The sequence below is a fragment of the Zunongwangia atlantica 22II14-10F7 genome, assembly GCF_002094855.1.
In the GTDB taxonomy this organism is placed as follows: Bacteria; Bacteroidota; Bacteroidia; order Flavobacteriales; family Flavobacteriaceae; genus Zunongwangia; species Zunongwangia atlantica.
In genome coordinates this window covers 153,369-175,824 of sequence record NZ_ARYN01000013.1, presented here as the reverse complement: position 1 = coordinate 175,824, position 22,456 = coordinate 153,369, and the positions used below count along the sequence as shown (strand labels likewise).

At 35.3% G+C, this 22,456-nt stretch carries 13 protein-coding genes; 11 read left to right on the top strand and 2 right to left on the bottom strand.

Annotated elements, in window-relative coordinates; translation table 11 throughout:
- Positions 1-82: 82 nt before the first annotated feature.
- Positions 83-397 carry a winged helix-turn-helix transcriptional regulator gene (locus tag IIF7_RS14755; RefSeq protein ID WP_084842478.1) on the top strand — a complete coding sequence of 105 codons (315 nt, stop codon included), beginning with the start codon at positions 83-85 and terminating at the stop codon, positions 395-397.
- Positions 398-489: 92 nt separating this feature from the next.
- On the opposite strand, the gene IIF7_RS14750 is transcribed toward IIF7_RS14755, so the two are convergent.
- Positions 490-1,842 carry a TrkH family potassium uptake protein gene (locus IIF7_RS14750; RefSeq protein WP_084842464.1) on the bottom strand — a complete coding sequence of 451 codons (1,353 nt, stop codon included), beginning with the start codon at positions 1,840-1,842 and terminating at the stop codon, positions 490-492.
- Positions 1,843-2,124: 282 nt separating this feature from the next.
- The gene (locus tag IIF7_RS14745; protein WP_084842463.1) at positions 2,125-3,015 is read right to left on the bottom strand and encodes a helix-turn-helix domain-containing protein; all 891 of its coding nucleotides are present in this window, start codon (positions 3,013-3,015) and stop codon (positions 2,125-2,127) included.
- 346 nt (positions 3,016-3,361) lie between these two features.
- Here IIF7_RS14745 and IIF7_RS14740 point away from each other — a divergent pair, with 346 nt between their 5' ends.
- The 10 genes from IIF7_RS14740 (at position 3,362) to IIF7_RS14695 (ending at position 22,451) form a co-directional block, all read left to right on the top strand.
- The gene (locus IIF7_RS14740; protein WP_176218969.1) at positions 3,362-4,753 is read left to right on the top strand and encodes a sulfatase; all 1,392 of its coding nucleotides are present in this window, start codon (positions 3,362-3,364) and stop codon (positions 4,751-4,753) included.
- A gap of 53 nt (positions 4,754-4,806) precedes the next feature.
- A complete protein-coding gene (locus IIF7_RS14735; RefSeq protein ID WP_084842461.1) occupies positions 4,807-6,210 on the top strand; it encodes a hypothetical protein in 1,404 nt (467 codons plus the stop codon).
- 19 nt (positions 6,211-6,229) lie between these two features.
- The gene (locus IIF7_RS14730) at positions 6,230-9,283 is read left to right on the top strand and encodes a SusC/RagA family TonB-linked outer membrane protein (protein ID WP_084842460.1); all 3,054 of its coding nucleotides are present in this window, start codon (positions 6,230-6,232) and stop codon (positions 9,281-9,283) included.
- 11 nt (positions 9,284-9,294) lie between these two features.
- Positions 9,295-10,866: a RagB/SusD family nutrient uptake outer membrane protein gene (locus tag IIF7_RS14725; protein WP_084842459.1), complete on the top strand. Its 1,572-nt coding sequence runs from the start codon at positions 9,295-9,297 to the stop codon at positions 10,864-10,866.
- 124 nt (positions 10,867-10,990) lie between these two features.
- Positions 10,991-12,430 (top strand): hypothetical protein, encoded by a 1,440-nt coding sequence (locus IIF7_RS14720; protein WP_084842458.1) that lies wholly within the window; start codon positions 10,991-10,993, stop codon positions 12,428-12,430.
- A 63-nt stretch (positions 12,431-12,493) separates the two neighbouring features.
- The gene (locus IIF7_RS14715) at positions 12,494-14,062 is read left to right on the top strand and encodes a glycoside hydrolase (protein ID WP_084842457.1); all 1,569 of its coding nucleotides are present in this window, start codon (positions 12,494-12,496) and stop codon (positions 14,060-14,062) included.
- Between the two features lie 7 nt (positions 14,063-14,069).
- On the top strand, positions 14,070-15,512 hold the full coding sequence (locus IIF7_RS14710) for a sugar porter family MFS transporter (RefSeq protein ID WP_084842456.1): 1,443 nt from the start codon (positions 14,070-14,072) through the stop codon (positions 15,510-15,512).
- A 2-nt stretch (positions 15,513-15,514) separates the two neighbouring features.
- Positions 15,515-16,243, top strand: coding sequence for an SGNH/GDSL hydrolase family protein (locus IIF7_RS14705; protein WP_084842455.1), 729 nt, complete (start codon positions 15,515-15,517; stop codon positions 16,241-16,243).
- Complete coding sequence (locus IIF7_RS14700; RefSeq protein WP_084842454.1) at positions 16,240-19,071, top strand: sugar-binding domain-containing protein; 2,832 nt, start codon at positions 16,240-16,242, stop codon at positions 19,069-19,071. The genes IIF7_RS14705 and IIF7_RS14700 overlap by 4 nt, the downstream gene beginning before the upstream one ends.
- Before the next feature lie 56 nt (positions 19,072-19,127).
- Positions 19,128-22,451, top strand: coding sequence for a DUF5107 domain-containing protein (locus tag IIF7_RS14695; RefSeq protein WP_084842453.1), 3,324 nt, complete (start codon positions 19,128-19,130; stop codon positions 22,449-22,451).
- The last annotated feature ends 5 nt before the right edge of the window (positions 22,452-22,456 follow it).

The window sequence follows — 22,456 nt, the reverse complement described above, 5'->3', positions numbered from 1 at the left end:
CTAATCAACAACTTACAAAATGTTGGTAAGCGAACATTTGTTTCTGTTTTTAGTGTTTGTAGGATTTCGAAGAAAGAAAAAAATGAAAAAAAGTTATTGTCCTATTGATACCTTTATAAATGTTATTAAAGGAAAACGAAAAGGTACTATCATCTTGCATCTCTTTCAAGGAGATAAGAGATATAGTGAATTGGTGAAATTATTAACGGATATTAGCGAAAGAATGCTGACTAAACAACTAAAAGAATTAGAGTCAGATGGTTTAATTAATCGCATAGTTTTCCCCGAAGTTCCTCCACGCGTTGAATACAGCTTAACTGAAATGGGTAAAAAAATTCATCCTATTCTAAAAGGTATGTATAAAGGTGGAATTCTTTTTGAAGACTCAATTGATTAGGTGCGGATTTAAATATTTACTTTTTTCGCTAATCTTACTATAATATACAACGAATCTGGTTGGGAGAAGCCTGGTGTTTTCTTAATATTGATTTATACAGCCAAATCATCTGGAAGAATTTTTTTAGAAAGTCTTTTTTTCTGTTGCAACAAGGCAAACCCAAAAGTTAAAACTCCAACTCGCCCAATAAACATTAAGATAATTATTAATGTTTTTCCAGTGTTAGATAGATTTCCGGTAATTCCTGTGCTTAATCCAACAGTTCCTAGGGCGGATGCTACTTCAAATAATATGCTGGCAAAAGAAAAGGTTTCAACGTAAGAAAGTAAAAATGAAAACAGGAAAATTAAACTAGTGTAAAGAATAAATGTTGATGTGGCAACATATATTCTCTCAAAAGGTATAAGTCTGTTTAAAAATGTGATTTTCTTCTGTCCAAACAATCGGCTTTTCAATATTGATAGCATTGCCGTCAATGTCGTTATTTTCATTCCTCCTGCTGTTCCCGAAGGCGAAGCTCCGATATACATAAGAAAGGTTACAAGCAACAATATTGGCAAGGATAATGCACCAATAGGTATAGTGTTAAACCCAACTGTTGTCATAGCTGACATTGCTTGAAAGAAAGAGGCCATAAGTGAACTATTTGAGCCAAGAATAGATGATGACTCTGTTGTGTAAATAAGAAAAGTACCTAAAAAAAGTAAAAGCAAAAACCCATAAATAATGATTTTTGTTGTAAAAGAAATTTCTTTTGATTTGCCCCTAATTCGATACCACAAATCTGTAATTACAATAAAACCTAAAGAACCAGAAATGGCTAATATAGAAATAATTGTATTTACATACGAATTGTTTTTATAGCCTTCGAAACCATCATTAAATAATCCAAAACCTGCTGTACAAAACGATGAGATACTATGAAAAATTGAAAACCAAATTGCTTTTAAATTTTCCATTCCAGAATTTGTAAAGGCAAAGTAGAAAAGTATGGCTCCAATAGTTTCCATGATTAGGGTAAAAATAATTACGCTTTTGATGAAATCTTTAACTTGAATTGTATTTGGTAAAGTAAATTCTGTACCTATTAATTTACTATGCCAATGAGTTATTTTTTTTGTTGTAAATATCAAATAGTAAGTCGTTAGCGTCATATATCCAATTCCGCCAATTTGTATTAATACCATAATAACAAACTGACCGATAAAATTATAGGAATCGAAAACGCTTATAGTTACAAGTCCAGTAGTTGAAATTGCAGAAGTCGAAATAAACAAATTATCTAAAAAGGATATGTCAGTTTTGTGAAATAAAGGAATAGACAGTAAAATAAATCCAATAAGCGTATACAAAAAGAATCCCCAAACTAAATTCATTTGAGGTGATTTGCTAATTTGAAATTTTCTGTACCAATTAGAAACCGTTTTATATGTTTTATTTTTCATTTTTCAAAATCAAAATTATATTCATAGGAGAAAGTCTGTATCAAAACTATCTTGCGGGCTAATAAAAACAGCTAATAGTTTGGGTGTAAATCAAAAATTTAAGGATTCCAATGTGAAATCGCCAGATTTTATATCTTTGTTTAGAAAGCCTGTGGCTGTACTGAGAAAAGTGTGCTGTGGCTCGTCTGTATACTCGTATTAATAGGGTTACTCACTTTTGGTACTAAGCGGTTAATAGCTATAAGGCATAATTTACATTTGGAATTTAATATTTCTCAATGCTTAACTTTTATAGGTGCTTTTATACTTTGAAGGTGAAACGTCCATAATTTTCTTAAACATTCTTGAAAAATAATATGGGTCTTTAAAGCCTACCAATGTACATATTTCTTTTATATTTTTATCTGTGAAGTATAAATATTGACAAGACTTCTGTATTTTTAACTGAATGAAATAATGGATAGGTGGATGTCCTGTATTTTCTTTAAAAATTTCAGAATATCTTGAAACTGATAGGTTATGGTTTTCCGCTAAGTCGTATATAGTAAGCGGCTTATGTAAATTTTCTTTCATATATTCAATAGACTTATTTACCATGTTTTTTTCAGATATCTTCGAATTATATTCTTGTTGGTAGATAAAGAAACTTATGAACTGAGTAAGGTTAATATTAGCAACTTCGAGGTATCTTTCCTCAAACGAGAATTTCAATAAATCAATGATCGATAAAAATTTTTTAATAATTTCCTCATTGTAGGCTATAAACTTCACAGGGGACGCAGTATTTGCATATTTATTATATATAAACTGAGCTCTTTTCCCTGTGAAATGAACCCAAAAAATAGTCCAAGGGTTTTTCACTGAACTTCTATAGTGATGTGGTATATTGGGTGGGACAATAATAAATTGATTAGGCTTAAGTGGTAAAAATTTTTTATTGATTGAAACCTCCCCCTCCCCCTCAGTGCAATAGAGTAATATATATTCTTTGGAACCAGTTGTTCTTTTTCTGTCATGAAATACTGCATTGGGGTAATGGCCAATCGCTGTTAAATGAAAATTTTGTATCAACACATTTTTAAGAATTTTTCTTAATGCATCAGGAGGAAGGACTATCATTTTTTGTCCTAGGAACCCCTCTTTTTTTTTCTCTAAAGGCGTATGATTATCCATTCTTGAATTCTTTAAGTTATGAGGGATGAATATAATGTTTTTGATATTTATCAAGAAACCCTCGGATAAATAATATATCGATAATAAATTTAGTTTTAATATTTATAATAAAACTAAATACAAAAATTTAATATTTTTTGATTAAGATGTGATTATTTGGAAAAATCACAAGAAAGTCCATCATTACAATTGTTATCTCCATTTATCCATATTGTCTTAAGCTCTATATTTGAAATCAATATTAACATAATTTTAGTTTATGAATTCAGTTCGAGGTATTTTAAATTTTAGACATATTATTAATGGTAATATATTAATGACTTTGTTTCTTTTGATTTTAACCGATATGCAAGCTCAGATAAATCAAAATGAAAAGCCGAACATTGTTTTTATTTTAGTTGACGACCTTGGCTGGAAAGATTTAGGGGTTCAAGGTAGCGATTACTATCTTACGCCTGAGATAGATAAATTGGCTAAGGAGGGGGTTAGATTTACTAATGCTTATGCTGCTAATCCGGTATGTAGCCCAACTCGCGCCAGTATACTAACCGGAATGGATCCTGCTCATCAAAAGGTTAATATCTCTAATTGGATAGGAGCTCAGAAATATGAAGATCGCAGTGGTGATGAATTAATGCAACCCAGAATCGCGGATCATCTCGCATTAGATAGAATTACAATGGCAGAATCATTAAAAGCCAACGGCTATTCTACGTACTTCATTGGAAAATGGCATTTAGGCGAGACAGAAGAATATTGGCCCGAAAATCAGGGGTTTGACGTAAATATTGCTGGTTGGAGTAGAGGTAATCCAGGTAGTTTCTTTTCACCTTATAATAATCCTCGTTTGGAAGATGGACCTGATGGAGAATATTTGCCGTTCAGATTAGAAAGAGAGGCTATTTCTCTACTTGAAAAACATACAAAGCAGTCAAATAATCCTTTTTTTATGTATTTTTCGATGTATAATGTGCATACGCCAATTGAGGCTCCCGAAAATTTTATTGAAATTTTTAAAAATAGACAAGAAAAGCTTGGATTGGATTCTAATGGTGTTTACGAAAACGATAAAGGAGTAAAACATCGAATAAATCAAAGTGATGCTACTTATGCTTCAATGGTATGGGCCATGGATTCAGTTGTAGGATCGCTAATGAATAAACTAGAGGAACTTGGTTTGGATGAGAATACCATGGTTATTTTCTTTTCGGATAATGGTGGACTTTCAGCTCCTGGCTACGGTGTTACGTCCAATAAACCTCTGCGCGGAGGTAAGGGATGGGTTTACGAAGGAGGAATTAGGGAGCCATTAATAATCAAGTATCCACCACTAACAGACGAAGATTCAAATAGAGTGGTTGAATATCCTGTAATTAGCCATGATTTTTTCCCTACACTTGTTGATGTAAGTGGTGTTGATAAAAAACCTGATCAACAATTTTCCGGTATTTCCCTTAAACCAATTCTTTCATCAGAAGAAATGCCTGATCGAAGTCTGTATTGGCATTATCCTCATTATAGTCCTCAGGGAGGAAAACCTGCTTCAGTAATTAGAAGTGGAGATTGGAAACTTATACACTTTTATGAGAGTGGGGAAAACGAACTTTATAATTTAAATGCCGACCCTTCCGAATCTACTAATTTAGCCTCTTTAAAACCAGAACTTGCTTCAAGTCTTGAAGATGATCTTATGCAATATCTAAAAGATATAAAAGCTCAATTCCCTAAGGAAAAATAGAAATAGTACTGTAAGGCTGATTTGGCGTAAATATTAACTTTTAATACGAAATCATGAAAAATAAAATTTTACTAGGAGTTATTTTACTCATACTGGCTGTTGGTTGCGACACAGATGATGATAATAATATGAGAGTAGATTCTCAACCGGAATTTACAATGGCTGAAACAACTATATCTTCTTTGCCTGGAATGGATTTATCATTGAAAGCAACAATTAATGATCCAGCAGGAATTAAAACGGTCAACATAAAATATGAACCTTGGGATTTAGATAAAACTATAATTAAGGATTCCTTACCTAATTCATACAATTTAGATTACACTTTTAAAGTTCCAGAAAGAGCGACTGAAAATAGTGAGCATATTATAAGTGTAACTTCCACAAATATTGGAGGAATAAGTACCACCACTGATTTTACTGTAACTCTTGATCTAGATGTGGAAGCACCTCAAATATCAATAGAAGAACCAATGGATGGTGCAACTGTATTACTCGGTGATGGGGATGAAATAGAATTCAATATTACAGTGACGGATAATGAATCTCTATCTGAATTTAGAATAGAAAGTAATGATTTTAATGATATCCTAGAAATTTCAGGTAGTAGTTTTACTTATGAAAATAGTCTAAATATAGAATCAACGGGTGCTTACTCATTTAATGCTATAGTAACGGATATGGCTGGGAATTCTAATTCTACCAGTTTCACCGTTAATGTATTTGATGAGTTGAAGTTCGAGAAAATGTATATGACCGAAGTAACTTCTGATACTCAATTAACTTCTGATGTTTTTGGGGTGCCCGCTATAATGAATGGGAGTTCAACAGAAGAGGAGCAAGGATTTGTTTTTTCTGGGAGATATTATGCTGCAGAAGCAAATACCGAAATAAGATTTATTCCTCAGAAAGCATCGTTTGAGCCTTATACCTTTGGAGCAGACCCTAATGAGGAAGGTAGTTTGGTAAATGGAACTAGTTCAGAGGTTGATCCTCTGGTATTGCCGAGTAAGGGGTATTATGAACTGAAAATAGATTTAAGAGATTTTACATATAGCATTACTCCTTATACACCTACAGACGAAACTTTTGATTTTGTACAGATCATTGCAACAGGTATGCGTGTAAATGGGGAAAATACCTGTAATGCGGATGCCGATGATTCCTTCAGGTGTTTTCATTTTAGCTCAGGTAAAGCTCTAATACAAGATGAGGATAATCTATATAGATTTTATGCAACTGTCGAAATATTTGATGAACCTGATAGTGAAGGTGCGAATGGAATGATAATGAATTCAAATAAAGAAGGTTGGGCTCCATTCTGGCGATTTGATGAGAATAAGGCTGTGCCTCAGGGAGGTTCTACCCTTACATTTTCGGAAGAATCACTTGATGGTACCTATCAATTTATTTTTGATACTCATCTAAATACTGTAATGATAACTCCAACGAATTAATCGAATTAAATTTTTTAAGATGAATAAGACTTATAAGAAAATAAATATTAAAACTGTTTTCTTTTGTTTCGCGATGTTATTTAGTTTGAACATCCTTGCGCAAGAGACTACGGTAAGTGGAACAGTAACCGATATAGATGGTGTGCCTTTGCCTAGTGTAAATGTTATCGAGAAAGGAACATCCAATGGAGTAATTACCGATTTTGATGGAAACTACGAGATAAAAGTGTCATCTAATTCCACACTTTCTTTTAGCTATATAGGATTTGTATCTAAAGATGCTAAAGTTGATGGTCGAACCACTATAGATATTCAACTGTCTAGTGATCAAGAAGCACTTGAAGAAGTGGTTGTTATTGGATATGGAGAGGCAAGGAAAAAAGAAGTAACTAGTAGTATTTCAACCGTAGATGGAGATGATTTAGAAAAAATTACTACGGGGAATGCTGCAGAAGGATTACAGGGTCGTGCTTCGGGTGTCCAGGTGATTTCTCAAGGTGGGGCCCCTGGTGCTGCGCCAGAAATCTTAATACGTGGTATTACTAGTTTTAATAACGATAAATCACCTCTTATTGTTGTTGATGGCGTGATGCTTCCTTCCGGTACAAATCTAAACTTTCTTAATCCTAGAGATATAAAAGATTTTCAAATTTTAAAAGATGCTTCTGCCGCAGCAATCTATGGTTCTCGAGCTTCAAACGGTGTAATTTTAATTACAACTAAACGTGGGAAAATTGGTAAAGCCTTGTTTACTTTAGATGTATCATCGGGTGTGAGTAATATAAATAAAATAGATTTAGCGGATTCACAGGAGTATGCAAGAGTGATTAATGAAAGAAATATAAATGAAGGACAGGATATAAAGTTTTCGGAAGAAGAAATTAGTGAATTTGGTGAAGGAACAAACTGGCAGGATGAAGTATTAAGTGATTTTGCTCTGGTTCAAAATTATAATTTAGGTATTTCTGGTGGTGGAAAAGATATAAAATACCTTGCAAGTGTTGGGTATTTTGAAGAGCAATCTCATTTTGAGAAAGGCTATAGAAAAAAAATAACTGGTCGCTTCAATTTGGACTTTCAAATTAGTGATAAGATTAAACTAAAGCAAGATATAAGTCCGAGATATGAACGTTGGGAAGATACTCCTAATATATTCTACAATACTTTAAGGATTGAACCAACTACTGATGTATACATTCCAATTGAGGAAAGAGCAGGTAGAAATGAGTTTAGTATTTTCGGTCGTTCAGGGATAGGAGTTCCAAATCCGGTTGCGAGTGTATCAAGGGTTTTTGGGGGAATTAATTATTTTGGATTGTTTACTAATACGCAGTTAAATTATACCCCTTTTGAATGGTTGGACCTTCAAAGTCAATTTGGTTTTAACTTTGATAGTAGCCGTCGTGATGATTTTAATCCTGAATTCTTTATTCACCCTAATGAACAAAATCTTATAAATAATGTATCTAGAAGGATCAATAATAACAGAGACTGGGTTTGGAATAATACGGCTACCTATAAAAATAAGTTTGGAGAACATGATATAACCTTTACAGCTGGTTTAATTATAGATGAACAACGTTTTAATTATGTGTCAGCTTATCGGGAAGATGTTCCGGGCCAATCAGAAGAATTAAGATATATCGATGCCGCCACCGGTGAGAATATGAGTGTAGGAGGAAACGAAAGTGTAAGAACGATGTTCTCTTATCTTGGTAGGCTCATGTATAATTACAAGGATAAATATTTTTTAACCGCAGCCGTTAGAAGAGATGCATCTTCAGTTTTCCCAGAAGAGAATAAATGGGGTACTTTCCCTAGTGTTTCTGTTGGCTGGTCCTTGGCTGACGAATCTTTCTTTGATTTTGATTTTATCAACGCCTTTCAAATTAAAGCCGGGTACGGCCAACTAGGAAATCAAAATATAAATCCTGCATCTAGATTTTTTGGAATAGGAGATTCAAATTACGCATTTGGAGGGGAAAGAGTTGTAACAAATACCTTAAATAGATTCGGTAATGTAGATCTTAAATGGGAAACGGTTGAAGATATTAATGTTGGAATAGAAGGGGCCCTTTTTGATAACCGTTTGACATTTTCGATTGAAAGATATCAGCGAACATCAAAGGATCTTCTGTTCCAGGTTGAGCCGCCAAACTATACTGGTATTCCTGGTACCATAGCGCAAAATGTAGGGAGTATGGAGTCTAAAGGATGGGATTTATCTTTTGGATTTTCAGATACCAAAAATAAATTCACTTATTCAATAAATACTAATATATCTGCTAACGAAAGTCGTTTGCAAGAAATTGCTCCAGGAATTGAAGAATTATTTGGTCAACGAAGATCAGACTTAGGAAATAGATACTTGAAAATATCGAGACCAGGAGAGATAGCTGGGCTGTTCTACGGTTATGAAACCAGTGGTTTATTCCAAAATCAAACAGAAATAAACAGTCATTCTAGCGAGAATGGTGCTCTTTTACAACCGAATGCTGTTCCTGGTGATTTAAGGTTTGTGGATAAAAATAACGATGGAGCTCTCAATGATCAAGACTTAACAATTATTGGGAATCCTTTTCCAGATTTTACAGCTGGTTTAAATGTGGACTTCTCGTATGGCAGTTGGGATTTGACTATGCAGTGGTATGGTGTGTTTGGGAACGATATTATCAATTATACCAACTTATTTGCTTATTCTGCTATAAACGAAGTAAATGTTAGAGCCGGCGCTTTAGATAGGGTGTGGAGGCCTGATAACCCCGGCGCTGATTTTCCTAGACTTAGTAGTCTTGACAGGAACCAAAATTATCAAAGGCCGTCTGATCTTCTTGTGGAGGACGGTAGTTTTGTAAGACTTAAAAATTTACAATTGGGTTATAATATTCCTTTAGAAGGCATCAATAAAATGAGAATTTCATTATCCGCTCAAAATTTATTTACAATTACAGATTATTCAGGATTTGATCCGGAAGTTAGTGCAGGAGGAGATGTAATCAATGGGTATGGAGTAGATTACGCCAACTATCCACTTACTAGAACTTTTTTAGTTGGACTTAATTTCTCATTATAAAATTTTTAAAAATGAAAAGAATAGTATTATTAATCGTATTAGGTGTTGTCTTAAATGGTTGTACTGATGATTTTTTAGATCAGCCATTACGGGGACAACAGGAATTAGATGATTTTTTTGCATCAGCAGAGGCAAGTGAAAGATTTGTAAACGGTATTTATCAGAAGGTAAATGGTGAAGGTTGGGCACAAATTAATTTTTTTAGAACAATTAATGGCATGGCCTCTGACAATCAATGGTCTGGTAATACCGAACAGCCCAGAGCTGATATAACTGGCATTGCGCATTTTAATGTTTTTCCGGGCTCAGCCTATATCAATTCTTTTTGGGAGCACAATTACATTGGGATCACCCGTGCTAATTTAGCTTTGGACCAAATTTCTGAAGTAGAAATGGATGAAGATCATAAGATGCGCTTACTGGCGGAAACTAAATTTTTGAGAGCCTGGTTCTATTTTGAATTAGTGAAAAATTATGGTGGAGTGCCTATCGTTACTACTTGGGATGAGTTGTTCGAGCCAGAGGTTTATGAATATACGCGAAATAGTGTTGAAGAAGTATATACTCAGATCGAACAGGATTTAAATGATGCAATAGCTGTACTTCCTTTAAAAAGCATGTACGCTCAAAAAGATTTTGGTAGAGCTACTAGGGGAGCAGCTCAGTCTCTTTTGGGAAAGGCCTATTTATATCAGGAAAAATGGATGGAGGCAGAGCAAATGTTCGAAAATGTTATTCAATCAAATGAATATAAGCTTGAAGATAATTTTGCAGATGTATGGAAGCCTAACCATAGATACGGAGTTGAGTCTATTTTTGAGGTAGGTTATATTAATAATGAACAGTTTCCTAATATTGGAGGCGTTTATTCAACCACTCAGGGAAGTCGTGCAGATTTAGGTTGGAGTTGGGGTACTCCAACCAGTGATTTAGAAAATGCATTTTTATCAGAAGGAGATTCTATTCGTTTAAGATCAACGATAATAAAACACGGTGAGCCTGTATATGGCGATCCAGAAGTAACCGAATTTGATGCTGCTCCTGCTAGAAATAAATCAGGTAGAATTAACCGAAAATATTATGTACCTACTGTTGATAGACCAGAGCCGTATCAAATAGGCCAACATCCATTAAGTCATATTCATATTAGATATGCAGATGTTTTGTTAATGCACGCTGAGGCCGCATATTTTAACGGTAATGAGCAGGAAGCCCTAGAATCTTTAGCAAAAGTAAGAGATAGGGTTGAGTTGGAAACAAATATGAATCTTAGTGGTCCCACACTAAGGGACGCTATCTGGAAGGAAAGACGTTTAGAATTAGCTCTTGAATTACATAGGTTATATGATATTAGACGCCAGAAAATCAATGGCACACCACGTATTTCTTTAATTATGGGGCCAAATGGAAGTTTTGTGGATTATAATTTAAATGAAAATGATGATCCATTTGAAACCACCAATATGGGCGAGGCAATGAATAAAGGAGAATTATTTGATGAGTCAATTCATATGTTATGGCCAATACCTCCAGAGGAGATTCAATTATCACAAGGTAGGATTGAACAGAATCCGGGTTACTAGTAAACAGAAGATATTTAAAAAATAGGTTATAAACTTATACTTCCCAACTATTTCTGGGTTAGGTAAATGATATCAAGATAAGATCAATTTAGATTGAAAGACTAGTTTAATTAAAAAAAAAACTGTGAAATATTTAAAAATAAGAACTATAAGTGTTTTAACAATCCTGGTGATCTTTTTTTCATGTAGTCCAGATGCTACAGATCCTATGGATCCTAAATATGGAATTCCTGAAGAAGAAGCTGAAGAGGAGGTAGAAGAAGAGAATGAATTCACCGGAGATACTTTTTCAATTAATGTTTCTAATAGAAAAGAAATAAACCCATTGATTTTTGGGCTGAACAACGACTGGAGGCAAATACCCAGTACCCAATTCACAGCTTTTAGTCAAGAATATAAAAACTTAGGCGGTACTTTGTTGAGATTCCCTGGGGGTTGGGAATCAGAATTTTATGATTGGGAAACCAATACTACCCCAACTTGGGATAATAAACCTGAGGAGCCGGGTGCTGACATAAATACGGTGAAATCTAATATTGAAAATTATAGTATTGTTCTACCTACCGCTATAGCTATGAATCATGAATTAAATTCAGCTTCATTTAATGAAGCTTTGATTGAACTTGAAGAAACAGCCAAAACCGCTATTACCATGGCGGGCGTGAATGAAATAGGAATTGTTGAAATTGGAAATGAATGGTGGTTGCAATATGCAGGAGGTGTAAATAGAGCTGAGAAATTGACTAAGTATACTACAGTTGCAATGAACATAGCAGAATATATCAGTGAAGAATTTCCAGAGCGAAATTTTAAACTACTGATCAATGGTGATTATACTAAACCGAATGAATTCACCGAGATGAAAGAACAATTCACTAAAGCTTACGAAGAAATTGATGGGGTGGCCTTGCATACTTATGTTGGTTATCAAACCGACACCCATAATATGGTGGACCTTCAGCAGCGGATAGAAGAATCTGCTGATAATTTTAATCCAGAGAGAAATTATATATACTTATCTGAATGGATGCCTTCAAGGGATTATAATGAAAGAAGGCTCTATATGGAAGCAGCAAATATAATTCCAGATATTTTTCAAATTTATGCTATGGCCGGTACAGATGCGGCAGCATTTTGGCCGCCAGTAAACTCTTCCATTCCTGGAGTAGGAGTGTTTAATTGGAATTTTTCAAAAACATTTCCTGTTGGACAAATATTTTCCGATTTATCAAATTCTTTTACTGGCGAAGTTGTAAGTACTAGTGATGGGAATTTTCAAATCACAGCAGCGTTACAGGATGATCAAACTTTAGTGGTTTATGTTCCGGGAAAAGATAGGGATGCAACAGATATCAAACTAGTTTTTGAGGGGTTTAATGTAGAGTCTATTGAGGTGGCTGAAAAGTTTGTTCCAGATGATTATACAGAAACAGCCAAAGCGGCGCCATATAGAGTAGAAACAGCATCTGCCAGTATAGATTATGAAAATGAAGTTCAGTTCAGAATTAACGAAGAGGGTTCCTATCAAATTATTAAACTGGTCTTTAAAGGAAGTATTAATTAGAGAGGAATTTAAAAGATACGATCAATTTACTAACTGAATGACGAATACAATACACTGAGTTGAATGAAAGCGAATATATTCTACTTTTTTACTATAATTTTTTGCACTTCTATCAAGGCGCAGACTATTGAAGTGAAAATAGATCTTAATAATGAATTTCAGCAAATAGAAGGCTTTGGTGCTTCTGATGCTTGGAGAGCTCAATTTGTTGGCAATAATTGGCCGGAAGCAAAAAAAGAAAAAATCGCAGAGTTGCTTTTTAGCAAGGAAAATGATGAGCAAGGAAACCCTAAGGGGATAGGACTTTCCATTTGGAGATTTTACATAAGTGCGGGGACCGCAGAACAAGGTGAAAATTCAGGTATTCAAAATGAGTGGAGACGTGGGGAATCATTTGTAGATCAAAATGGAAATTACGATTGGTCTAAACAAGAAGGACAGCAATGGTTCCTCCAAAAAGCAAAGAATTATGGTGTAGAAAAGTTTCTAGCCTTTTCCATCGCGGCGCCCGTTTTTTGGGCAGATAATAATAAAGGCTGGAACAATAGAACTGATGGTAATTTAAATTTGAAAGCTGAATTTTATGATGATTACGCGAACTTTCTGGTAGAATTTCTTGATCATTTCAAGAGAGAAGGAATAAGTTTCGATTATCTCAGTCCAATTAATGAGCCACAATGGGACTGGGAAAAAGCTACTCAGGAAGGAACACCTGCAACTAATGAAAATATCTCAGAGCTGGTTGAATTATTAGATAGTAAAATTAGTAAGAATGATCTGAAAACGGAAATCATTATCCCTGAAGCTGCTGATCTAAGATATCTCTATTCAGATTTTAACAGACCTAAGCGGGGTAATCAAATTGAAGATTTCTTTGGAAGCAAAAAGAATAAGGAAACATATGTTGGAAATTTAAAAAGCTTGCAGCTTACAGTTTCCGGTCATAGTTATTTTACTACCTGGCCTGTGGATAGTTTGATTCGCATTAGACAGGATTTAAATCAATCATTAAAGAAGAATAATCTTGGCTATTGGCAAAGTGAATTCTGTATCCTAGAGAAGAATGACGATATAGGAGGAGGGGGCATAAGGGATTTGGGAATGGGTACTGCACTTTATGTAGCTCGTGTTATCCATGCTGATTTAACCTTAGCAAATGCTAAATCCTGGCAATGGTGGACGGCTTTGACAATTGCAGATTTTAAGGATGGTCTGATCTATCTGGATACAGGAAATCCTGAAGATATGTACAATAGAGAGTCCTTGAAATATGATGGAGAATTTCACGATTCTAAACTATTGTGGGCTCTAGGCAATTTTTCCAGGTTTGTAAAGCCAGGGATGCAAAGAATTTCAGCTGATCTAAATTTAGATCAATCTTTGAATGAACAGTATGAAGATATTATGGTTTCCGCTTATAAGGATTCTATAACCAATGAATTGGTTATAGTTGCTATAAATTATAGTGAAAATCCCAAAACATTGCAGGTAAATAATAGAGAAGTCACCTTTGAAAAGGTCTATGAAACTTCAACTCATAAGAATCTAGCTTTAAAAGAAAATAAAGGAAGATCTATCGAAATTCTACCTAGAAGTATAATAACCATTACCGGAACAATCAAAAACCAATAAATTTCAAATGGAGAAGACAAAATTCAATTTCACCTATTTACTTTTTCTAGCCTTAGTTTCTGCAATGGGAGGTTTCTTATTTGGTTATGACTGGGTAGTAATAGGCGGTGCCAAACCATTCTACGAACTCTACTTTGAGATAAATACTATGCCATCATTACAGGGCTGGGCCATGAGTAGTGCACTGGTTGGTTGTATTTTTGGTGCTGTACTTTCAGGGTTTGTTGCAGATCGGTATGGACGTAAGCTCCCACTGATATTCTCGGCTGGTTTGTTTTCCTTATCGGCCTTTGGGACTGGTTATGTTGATAATTTTACCCCTTTTATTATTTATAGATTGATTGGAGGACTGGGGATTGGATTAGCATCTACATTATCACCAATGTACATCGCTGAAATAGCACCAGCAAAATATCGCGGCCAATTTGTAGCTATTAATCAATTGACAATTGTTATTGGAATTCTCGCTGCCCAGATTGCTAATTATTTTATTGCAGAGTCTATACCTGAAACTCTTTCTGCTACAGGTGTTCTGCAATCGTGGAATGGTCAAGTAGGCTGGCGCTATATGTTTTGGGCAGAACTTATTCCCGCGGGAGCTTTTTTCTTGCTAATGTTTTTTGTGCCAAAAAGTCCCCGTTTCCTGGTGAAAATAAAAGAAGACAACAGAGCACAGAAAGTTTTAGGGAAAATTGGAGGTTTAGAATATGCGAGGAAGGAATTAAAAAATATTCAATTCACATTAAATCAAAATAATAAACGGAAAATAAGTTTTTCAGATTTCCGTAACCCAAAGGTTAAACCTATTATTATTGTTGGAATTGTACTGGCAATTTTTCAGCAGTGGTGTGGGATAAATATTATTTTCAATTATGCGGAAGAAATTTTCACTGCTGCCGGTTATAGTGTAGGTGATATGCTCTTTAATATCGTAATCACAGGAAGTGTAAATCTTATTTTCACTTTTATTGCAATGCGAACAGTTGATAGCTGGGGAAGAAGAAAACTGATGTTATTGGGGTCTATTGGTTTGGCCGTAGTTTATGCAATTTTAGGCGGGGCTTATTATTTCCAGTTCACTGGCTGGCCTGTGTTACTTCTAGTAATCATCGCAATAGGAATTTATGCAATGTCATTAGCACCGATCACGTGGGTTGTGCTTTCAGAAATTTTCCCAAACCGACTGCGCGGTGCAGCAATGTCTATAGCAACCTTTTCCCTTTGGGTAGCCTCCTTCATACTTACTTTTACTTTTCCCATCCTTAATAATGCTTTGGGAGCATCAGGAACTTTTTGGGTATATAGTGGAATTTGTGTTTTAGGCTTCGTCTTTATCCAAAAGAAATTACCGGAAACTAAAGGGAAGAGTTTGGAAGAAATTGAAATTGAATTGACTGGGAAGGAAGCAGAAATAAGTCAGAGAGAATCTGGAAAAGAGGTAAAAGTTTAGACATGAAAATTTATAAAGTACATATCATAATTATTTTCTTTGGTTTATTTCAGATTGTTGGAATGCAGGATTGTAATTCGCAAGTAGCAAATGGGGAAACATATCTTGATTCTTTAAAAATGGACCTTGAAAAGAAATGGCCTAATAACAAGACGATCAACCTTGTTTTTCATGGGCATTCGGTTCCTACCGGGTATACAACTGGAGGTGTGGTCGATCGAATAAATTCATATCCATTTCGAACACTAAAAAATATAAATGATTACTATCCATATTCGGTGGTTAATGTGATAACTACATCAATTGGAGGAGAACAGGCAGAACAAGGAGCCAGGAGGTTCAAAGATGAGGTACTAAGATATAAACCAGATGTGCTCTTTATAGACTATGCTTTAAACGACCGTGGCATTGGACTGGAGACAGCTAAAGCTGCCTGGAAAAAGATGATTGAAATTGCACTTTCCAAAAAGCTAAAAGTAATTCTTCTAACCCCTACACCAGATTTAAGAGAAGATATTGCTAATCCAGATTCAAATTTAGCTAAGCACGCAGAACAGATTCGAGATCTAGCTGAACAGTATGAAGTGGGGTTAATTGATAGCTACCAAATGTTTAAAGAATTATCGACGGTTAAGCAACTTAAAGCTTTTATGGCACAGAATAATCATATAAACCAAAAGGGGCATCAACTGTTAGCCGATTTGATTTTTAGTGAATATTTTAAAGAATGAAACTACCAATTAAACATATCGCCTTTTTAAGTCTACTTTTTGTTTTATTATCCTGTCAGGATAAATCTACAAGAATAGATTTAGCTGGAAACTGGAATTTTAGAATCGATTCTTTGGATCTTGGTGAAGATGAGGAATGGTTCAAAAAATCATTAGAAGATTCTATATCTCTGCCAGGATCAATGGCTGAAAATGGTAAAGGCCACGATATTGACCTTCATACCCATTGGACGGCTAATATGTGGAACGATAGCCTTTGGTATAGAGATGAGAAATATGCAGAATACCGGCAACCTGGCAATATAAAAATATCCTCTTGGCTTAGTCCTGAGAAAAAATATTACGGTGCTGCCTGGTACCAGAAAACAGTTAAAATTCCAAAAGACTGGAATGAAAAAAATGTGTTTTTGGATTTGGAACGTGCCCACTGGGAAACTACACTTTGGATTGATGGTCAGAAGGTGGGAGCCGAAAATTTACTTGCTACTCCGCATATGTACAACCTTACTGATTTGCTTTCACCAGGGAAGCATCGAATTAGTATTCGTGTAGACAATAGGATTAAGCATATAAATGTAGGAAAGGATGCACATAGTATTTCTGATAATACCCAAAGCAACTGGAACGGTCTGATAGGAGATTTACATCTAGTTGCAAAGCCCAAAGTATACATAGATCTGGTAAGAGTGAAGCCAGATTTTACCAAAAAGGAGGTTGAAGTCATTGCAGAAATAATCAATACTTCTAATTCTTCCCAAGTTGTAGAACTTAAACTTTCAGCTAATAATATCGAAGGAGTAGAGGTTGATACTGGTGAAATAGAAAATAAATATTCAGTAAGTAAATCCCAAACCGTATCTATATCCTATCCAATGGGAGATAGTGTAGAGCTTTGGGATGAATTTAACCCCAATTTATATGAAATGAATTTAAAGCTGAATTCCAAAAAAGGTGAAGATAGCAAGAAAGTTCGTTTTGGTATGCGGGATTTTAAAGCTGATGACAAACATTTTGTTATTAATGGTCGGCCCGTTTTTTTAAGGGGTACACTGGAATCTGCAATTTTCCCTAAAACCGGATACCCTCCAACGAATAAAGAAGAATGGGCAAGGATTTTCAGTATCATTAAAGATCACGGTTTAAACCACGTGCGTTTTCATTCATGGTGTCCTCCGAAAGCGGCTTTTAATGCAGCAGATGAAGCTGGTATTTATCTTCAGGTAGAAGCTTCTGCGTGGACGGTAGTTGGTGATGGAAAACCTATTGATAAATGGCTGTATAAAGAAGCGCAAGCTATATTGGATGCTTATGGAAATCATCCGTCATTTGTTATGATGGCTCATGGAAATGAACCGAGTGGAGAAAAGCATAAAGAATATCTTATAAATTTTGTAGAGCACTTTAAAAACCAGGACAATACTAAAGTATATACTAGCGGAGCAGGCTATCCTTATATTAAGAACGCCGATTATTGGAACACACCAAAACCAAGGATTCAGCAATGGAATCAAAATTTAAATAGTATTATTAATAGGGAACCTCCGCAAACCGTTTTTGATTATCAGGAGATTATTGATTCAACATCAATGCCTGTAGTGAGTCATGAGATTGGACAATGGTGTGTATATCCGAATTTTAAAGAATTACCTAAATATACAGGAATTCTAAAACCTAAAAATTTTGAAATTTTTAAAGAAACTCTGGAGGATAACCATATGGGCCATCTGGCCGATAGCCTCATGTTAGCTTCCGGTAAGTTACAGGTCCTCTGCTATAAAGCAGACATTGAAGCAGCTTTAAGAACAAAAGATTTTGCAGGTTTCCAGTTATTGGATTTACACGACTTTCCCGGTCAGGGAACTGCTTTGGTTGGGATACTAGATGCGTTTTGGGATGAGAAAGGCTACGTCTCACCCGATGAATTTAAGTCTTTTTCTGGTCAAACGGTACCCTTAGTAAGAATAAAGCAAAGGACATTTAAAAACACTGATACATTATACGCTAAGGTAGAAATTGCCCATTTCGGAGAAGAGATTTTAGAAAATGTGACATCAACTTGGACTCTTGAATTTGAGAATGGTAAAACCTTCGCTGAAGGAGCCTTCTCTAGCAAAACAATTCCAATTGGAAATGGAATTGATCTGGGAGAAATTTCAGTTTCTTTTAAGGATATTAATAAAGCTAGTAAGTTAAACCTAAGTGTAGCCGTAGGAGATTATACAAATGATTGGGATCTTTGGGTATATCCTGCCGAAAAATCTGAAATACCTGAAACCGATTTTCGGGTAGTTGAAACCTTGGACACAGGTACAATTGATTACCTCGAAAATGGAGGTAAAGTTCTGCTTAATCCTTCTAAAGGTGCTGTGGTCTCTGGTAAAGGGGGAGATATTGCTGTAGGTTTTTCCAGTATCTTTTGGAATACGTCCTGGACTAATGGACAGAAACCGCATACATTAGGAATTCTCTGTAATCCCGAGCACCCCGCGTTAAAAGATTTTCCAACGGAATATCATTCTAACTGGCAATGGTGGGATGCTATGAGTCATAGTAATGCTATAGTGTTGGATGAATTTAGCTCCGATTTAAAACCAATTGTGAGAATAATAGATGATTGGTTTGAAAATAGAAGGCTAGCCTTGTTGTTTGAAGCAAAAGTCGGAAAAGGAAAGCTATTGATTTCAGGTGTAGACCTCCACACCAATATTGAAAATAGATTAGAGGCTCAACAATTACTGTACAGTTTAAAAAAATATATAAGCTCTAAAGAATTCAATCCACAAAATGAAGTGGCTCTGAGTGATGTTAGAAGTATTTACGGAAAATAAATAATTAATAAACAGGTCGCCGCAGTTAATAGGTGGTCAGTAAAATGATTTTTAAAATGGAAAAGGTAAAAGCTTGGAAAGAAAAGGTAGTTATTCCAACCTATGAGGTAGGGGAACCAGAAAAATATCCGGTTTTTCTAGAGAAAAGAGTGTATCAAGCCAGTAGTGGAGCAGTATATCCTAATCCCGTGATTGAACATATAAGCGATACCAAAATAGATAAGGAGTGGGATGTCATTTTTATTGAAAACCGCTATATCAAAATTATGGTGCTACCCGCACTGGGAGGACGTATTCAGATGGCCTACGACAAAATAAGAGAGCGTCATTTTGTGTACTACAATCATGTGATCAAACCTGCACTAGTAGGTTTAACCGGTCCATGGATTTCTGGAGGAATAGAATTTAACTGGCCACAACATCATCGACCAAGTACTTACGATCCAGTGGATAGTACTATTGAAGAAAATAAAGATGGAAGCATCACTGTTTGGGTGAGTGAAGTAGAAAGAATGTTCAGAACAAAAGGTATGGCTGGTTTTACATTACATCCAGATAAAGCCTATCTTGAAATTAAAGCACAATTATATAATCGTACCCCACACCCACAAACATTTTTATGGTGGGCTAATCCAGCTGTAGCTGTAAACGACCATTATCAGTCGGTTTTTCCACCAGATGTCCATGCCGTATTTGATCACGGGAAAAGGGATGTTTCAGAATTTCCGATTGCAAAAGGGGAGTATTATAAAGTAGATTATTCACCAGGGACCGATATTTCTCGGTATAAGAATATTCCTGTTCCTACATCATACATGGCTATTAAGTCGGAATATGATTTCGTGGGTGGTTTTGAGAACGATTCTAAAGGAGGATTACTACACGTGGCCGATCACCATGTTTCTCCAGGTAAAAAACAATGGACTTGGGGTAATGGAGATTTTGGTAGAGCCTGGGATCGGAACCTAACCGAAAAAGATGGACCTTACATTGAGTTAATGTGTGGGGTTTATACAGATAATCAGCCTGATTTTTCCTGGTTACAGCCTTACGAAGAAAAAAGTTTTAAGCAATATTTTATGCCATATTACAACGTTGGTGTAGTTAAAAATGCTAATAAAGATGTGCTTTTAAACCTTGAGGAACAAAATGGAGAAACTAGTTTAAAAATACATGTTACCGGTACCTATAAGAACTCCAGGGTTGTTTTAAAATCTGAGAAAGAAATATTTATTGAAAAGACACTGGACTTAAATCCGGAAAGTGTTTTTGAAGAGTGTGTTGAAATTGACAACACGCACTATAAGGAACTTTTAGCTGAAGTATATGATAGAGACGGAAATCTAATGATTTCCTGGTCCCCAAATGGTGATGCTCAGGAAGAAATTCCAGAACCTGCAAAAGCTGCAAAACAACCTGAAGATATTGAAACTGTAGAGCAACTTTATCTAAGAGGTTTGCATCTCGAACAATACCGCCATGCGACTTATATTCCTACAGATTATTACCTGGAAGCCCTTTCCCGGGAGCCAAAAGATGTTCGGAATAACAATGCGATGGGGTTATGGCTTTTGCGCAAGGGTCAATTTGAGAAAGCTTTGGGGTATTTCAATAAAGCTATTGAAACTTTGACCCAACATAATCCAAACCCTTATGATGGGGAACCATTTTTCAATAAGGGTGTTACTTTAAAATTCCTCGGTCGGAACAAAGAAGCATATGATGCTTTTTTTAAATCTTGTTGGAATGCAGCATGGCAAGATGCAGGATATTTTAATCTTGCCCAGATCGATTGTATAAAAGGTGATTTCGAAAAAGCTCTTGAACTTATCGATAAATCGTTAATCAGAAACTGGCATAACCATAAGGCACGACATCTTAAAGTTATTATCCTAAGAAAAATGGGGAGGAAAGAAGAAGCACAAAAGCTTATTGAAGCTTCTTTAAATATCGACCAGTTTAACTTTGGAATTTTATTTGAGTGTTATTTGAGTAGTCAAAAACAGGAAGATCTTAAGTATTTTGAAAATATACTTCGGTACAATTCACATAATTATATTGAGTTTTCACTGGATTATGCTCAAGCTGGTTTTTATTCTGAAGCTATGCAACTTCTTTCAGTTTATATAAATAACTCTAGAGATATTTATCCTATGGCAGCCTATTTTATGGGTTGGTATGCAATACAAAATAAAAATAATGAAGTTGCAAGTGATTGGTTTAAAAGAGCTCAAAGCCTAAATATAGATTATTGCTTTCCAAACAGGCTGGAAGAAGTTATTGTCTTAGAAGCAGCTCGAAATTTTAATCCTAAGGATTCTGTAGCTGCCTATTTGCTTGGGAATTTCTGGTATGCTTTCAAACAATACAAAAATGCACAGGAGTGTTGGGAAACATCTATAAAATATGATGGAGTAAATCCTATCTGTCTCCGAAACCTGGCTTTGTTGTATTACAATAAAAACAATCAGAAGGGATTGGCCAGAGAATATCTGGAAAAAGCTATTAAAATTGATAATAAAGATGCGAGAGTTTTAATGGAACTGGACCAGCTTTATAAAAAGATGAATGTTTCGGTAGAAGAAAGATTGAAATTACTTCAAGATAATAAAAAACTTACCAATTCCCGGGATGATCTATATCTTGAACAAATTGCTCTGCTAAACCATAAAGGTGAATTTGAAAAAGCACTGCAGTTTCTTGAGAAAAGACAATTTCATCCTTGGGAGGGCGGTGAAGGAAAAGTTCCCTTTCAGCATATCACCCTGCATGTAGAAATAGCAAAGAATTTTATTTCTGAAGGAGATTATCAATCGGCTATAGAACATCTCAGCGCTGCACAGGAATATCCTCATAATCTTGGTGAAGGCAAACTCTTTGGAGCCCAGGAAAATGACATTTTTTACTGGCTTGGATGTGCCTATGATGGTTTGCACGAAGAAGAACTGGCTAAACTAAACTGGGAAAAAGCAGCTGAGGGATTAAGCGACCCCAGTCCAGCTATTTTCTACAATGATCAGCAACCTGATAAAATATTTTACCAAGGGCTCGCCCTGCTAAAATTAGGTAGGCAAAAGGAAGCAGAAAAACGGTTTGATAATCTATTAAATTACGGAAAGCAACACTTAAACGACGATGTGAAACTGGATTATTTCGCCATTTCTTTACCGGACCTATTAATATGGGAAGAAGATCTTAATGTTCTAAATAATATTCATTGTAATTATCTTATTGGTCTGGGGGAATTTGGGTTGGAAAATAAAAAGGCTTCTATTTCTGCCTTTAAGGAGGTTCTCAAAATGGATTTATATCATCTTCCTGCTAAAATTCATCTGGCTATGATAGAGGGGAAAGAAGATGTAGTTGAAGTCACCAAATAATAGAG

What these genes read in the sequence shown, in the direction of transcription:
- IIF7_RS14725 (WP_084842459.1), top strand. Translation starts at nt 9,295, where the DNA reads ATGAAAAGAATAGTATTATTAATCGTATTAGGTGTTGTCTTAAATGGT.
- IIF7_RS14715 (WP_084842457.1), top strand. Translation starts at nt 12,494, where the DNA reads ATGAAAGCGAATATATTCTACTTTTTTACTATAATTTTTTGCACTTCT.
- IIF7_RS14735 (WP_084842461.1), top strand. Translation starts at nt 4,807, where the DNA reads ATGAAAAATAAAATTTTACTAGGAGTTATTTTACTCATACTGGCTGTT.
- IIF7_RS14740 (WP_176218969.1), top strand. Translation starts at nt 3,362, where the DNA reads ATGCAAGCTCAGATAAATCAAAATGAAAAGCCGAACATTGTTTTTATT.
- IIF7_RS14750 (WP_084842464.1), bottom strand. Translation starts at nt 1,842, where the DNA reads ATGAAAAATAAAACATATAAAACGGTTTCTAATTGGTACAGAAAATTT.
- IIF7_RS14710 (WP_084842456.1), top strand. Translation starts at nt 14,070, where the DNA reads ATGGAGAAGACAAAATTCAATTTCACCTATTTACTTTTTCTAGCCTTA.
- IIF7_RS14745 (WP_084842463.1), bottom strand. Translation starts at nt 3,015, where the DNA reads ATGGATAATCATACGCCTTTAGAGAAAAAAAAAGAGGGGTTCCTAGGA.
- IIF7_RS14705 (WP_084842455.1), top strand. Translation starts at nt 15,515, where the DNA reads ATGAAAATTTATAAAGTACATATCATAATTATTTTCTTTGGTTTATTT.
- IIF7_RS14730 (WP_084842460.1), top strand. Translation starts at nt 6,230, where the DNA reads ATGAATAAGACTTATAAGAAAATAAATATTAAAACTGTTTTCTTTTGT.
- IIF7_RS14700 (WP_084842454.1), top strand. Translation starts at nt 16,240, where the DNA reads ATGAAACTACCAATTAAACATATCGCCTTTTTAAGTCTACTTTTTGTT.
- IIF7_RS14755 (WP_084842478.1), top strand. Translation starts at nt 83, where the DNA reads ATGAAAAAAAGTTATTGTCCTATTGATACCTTTATAAATGTTATTAAA.
- IIF7_RS14695 (WP_084842453.1), top strand. Translation starts at nt 19,128, where the DNA reads ATGGAAAAGGTAAAAGCTTGGAAAGAAAAGGTAGTTATTCCAACCTAT.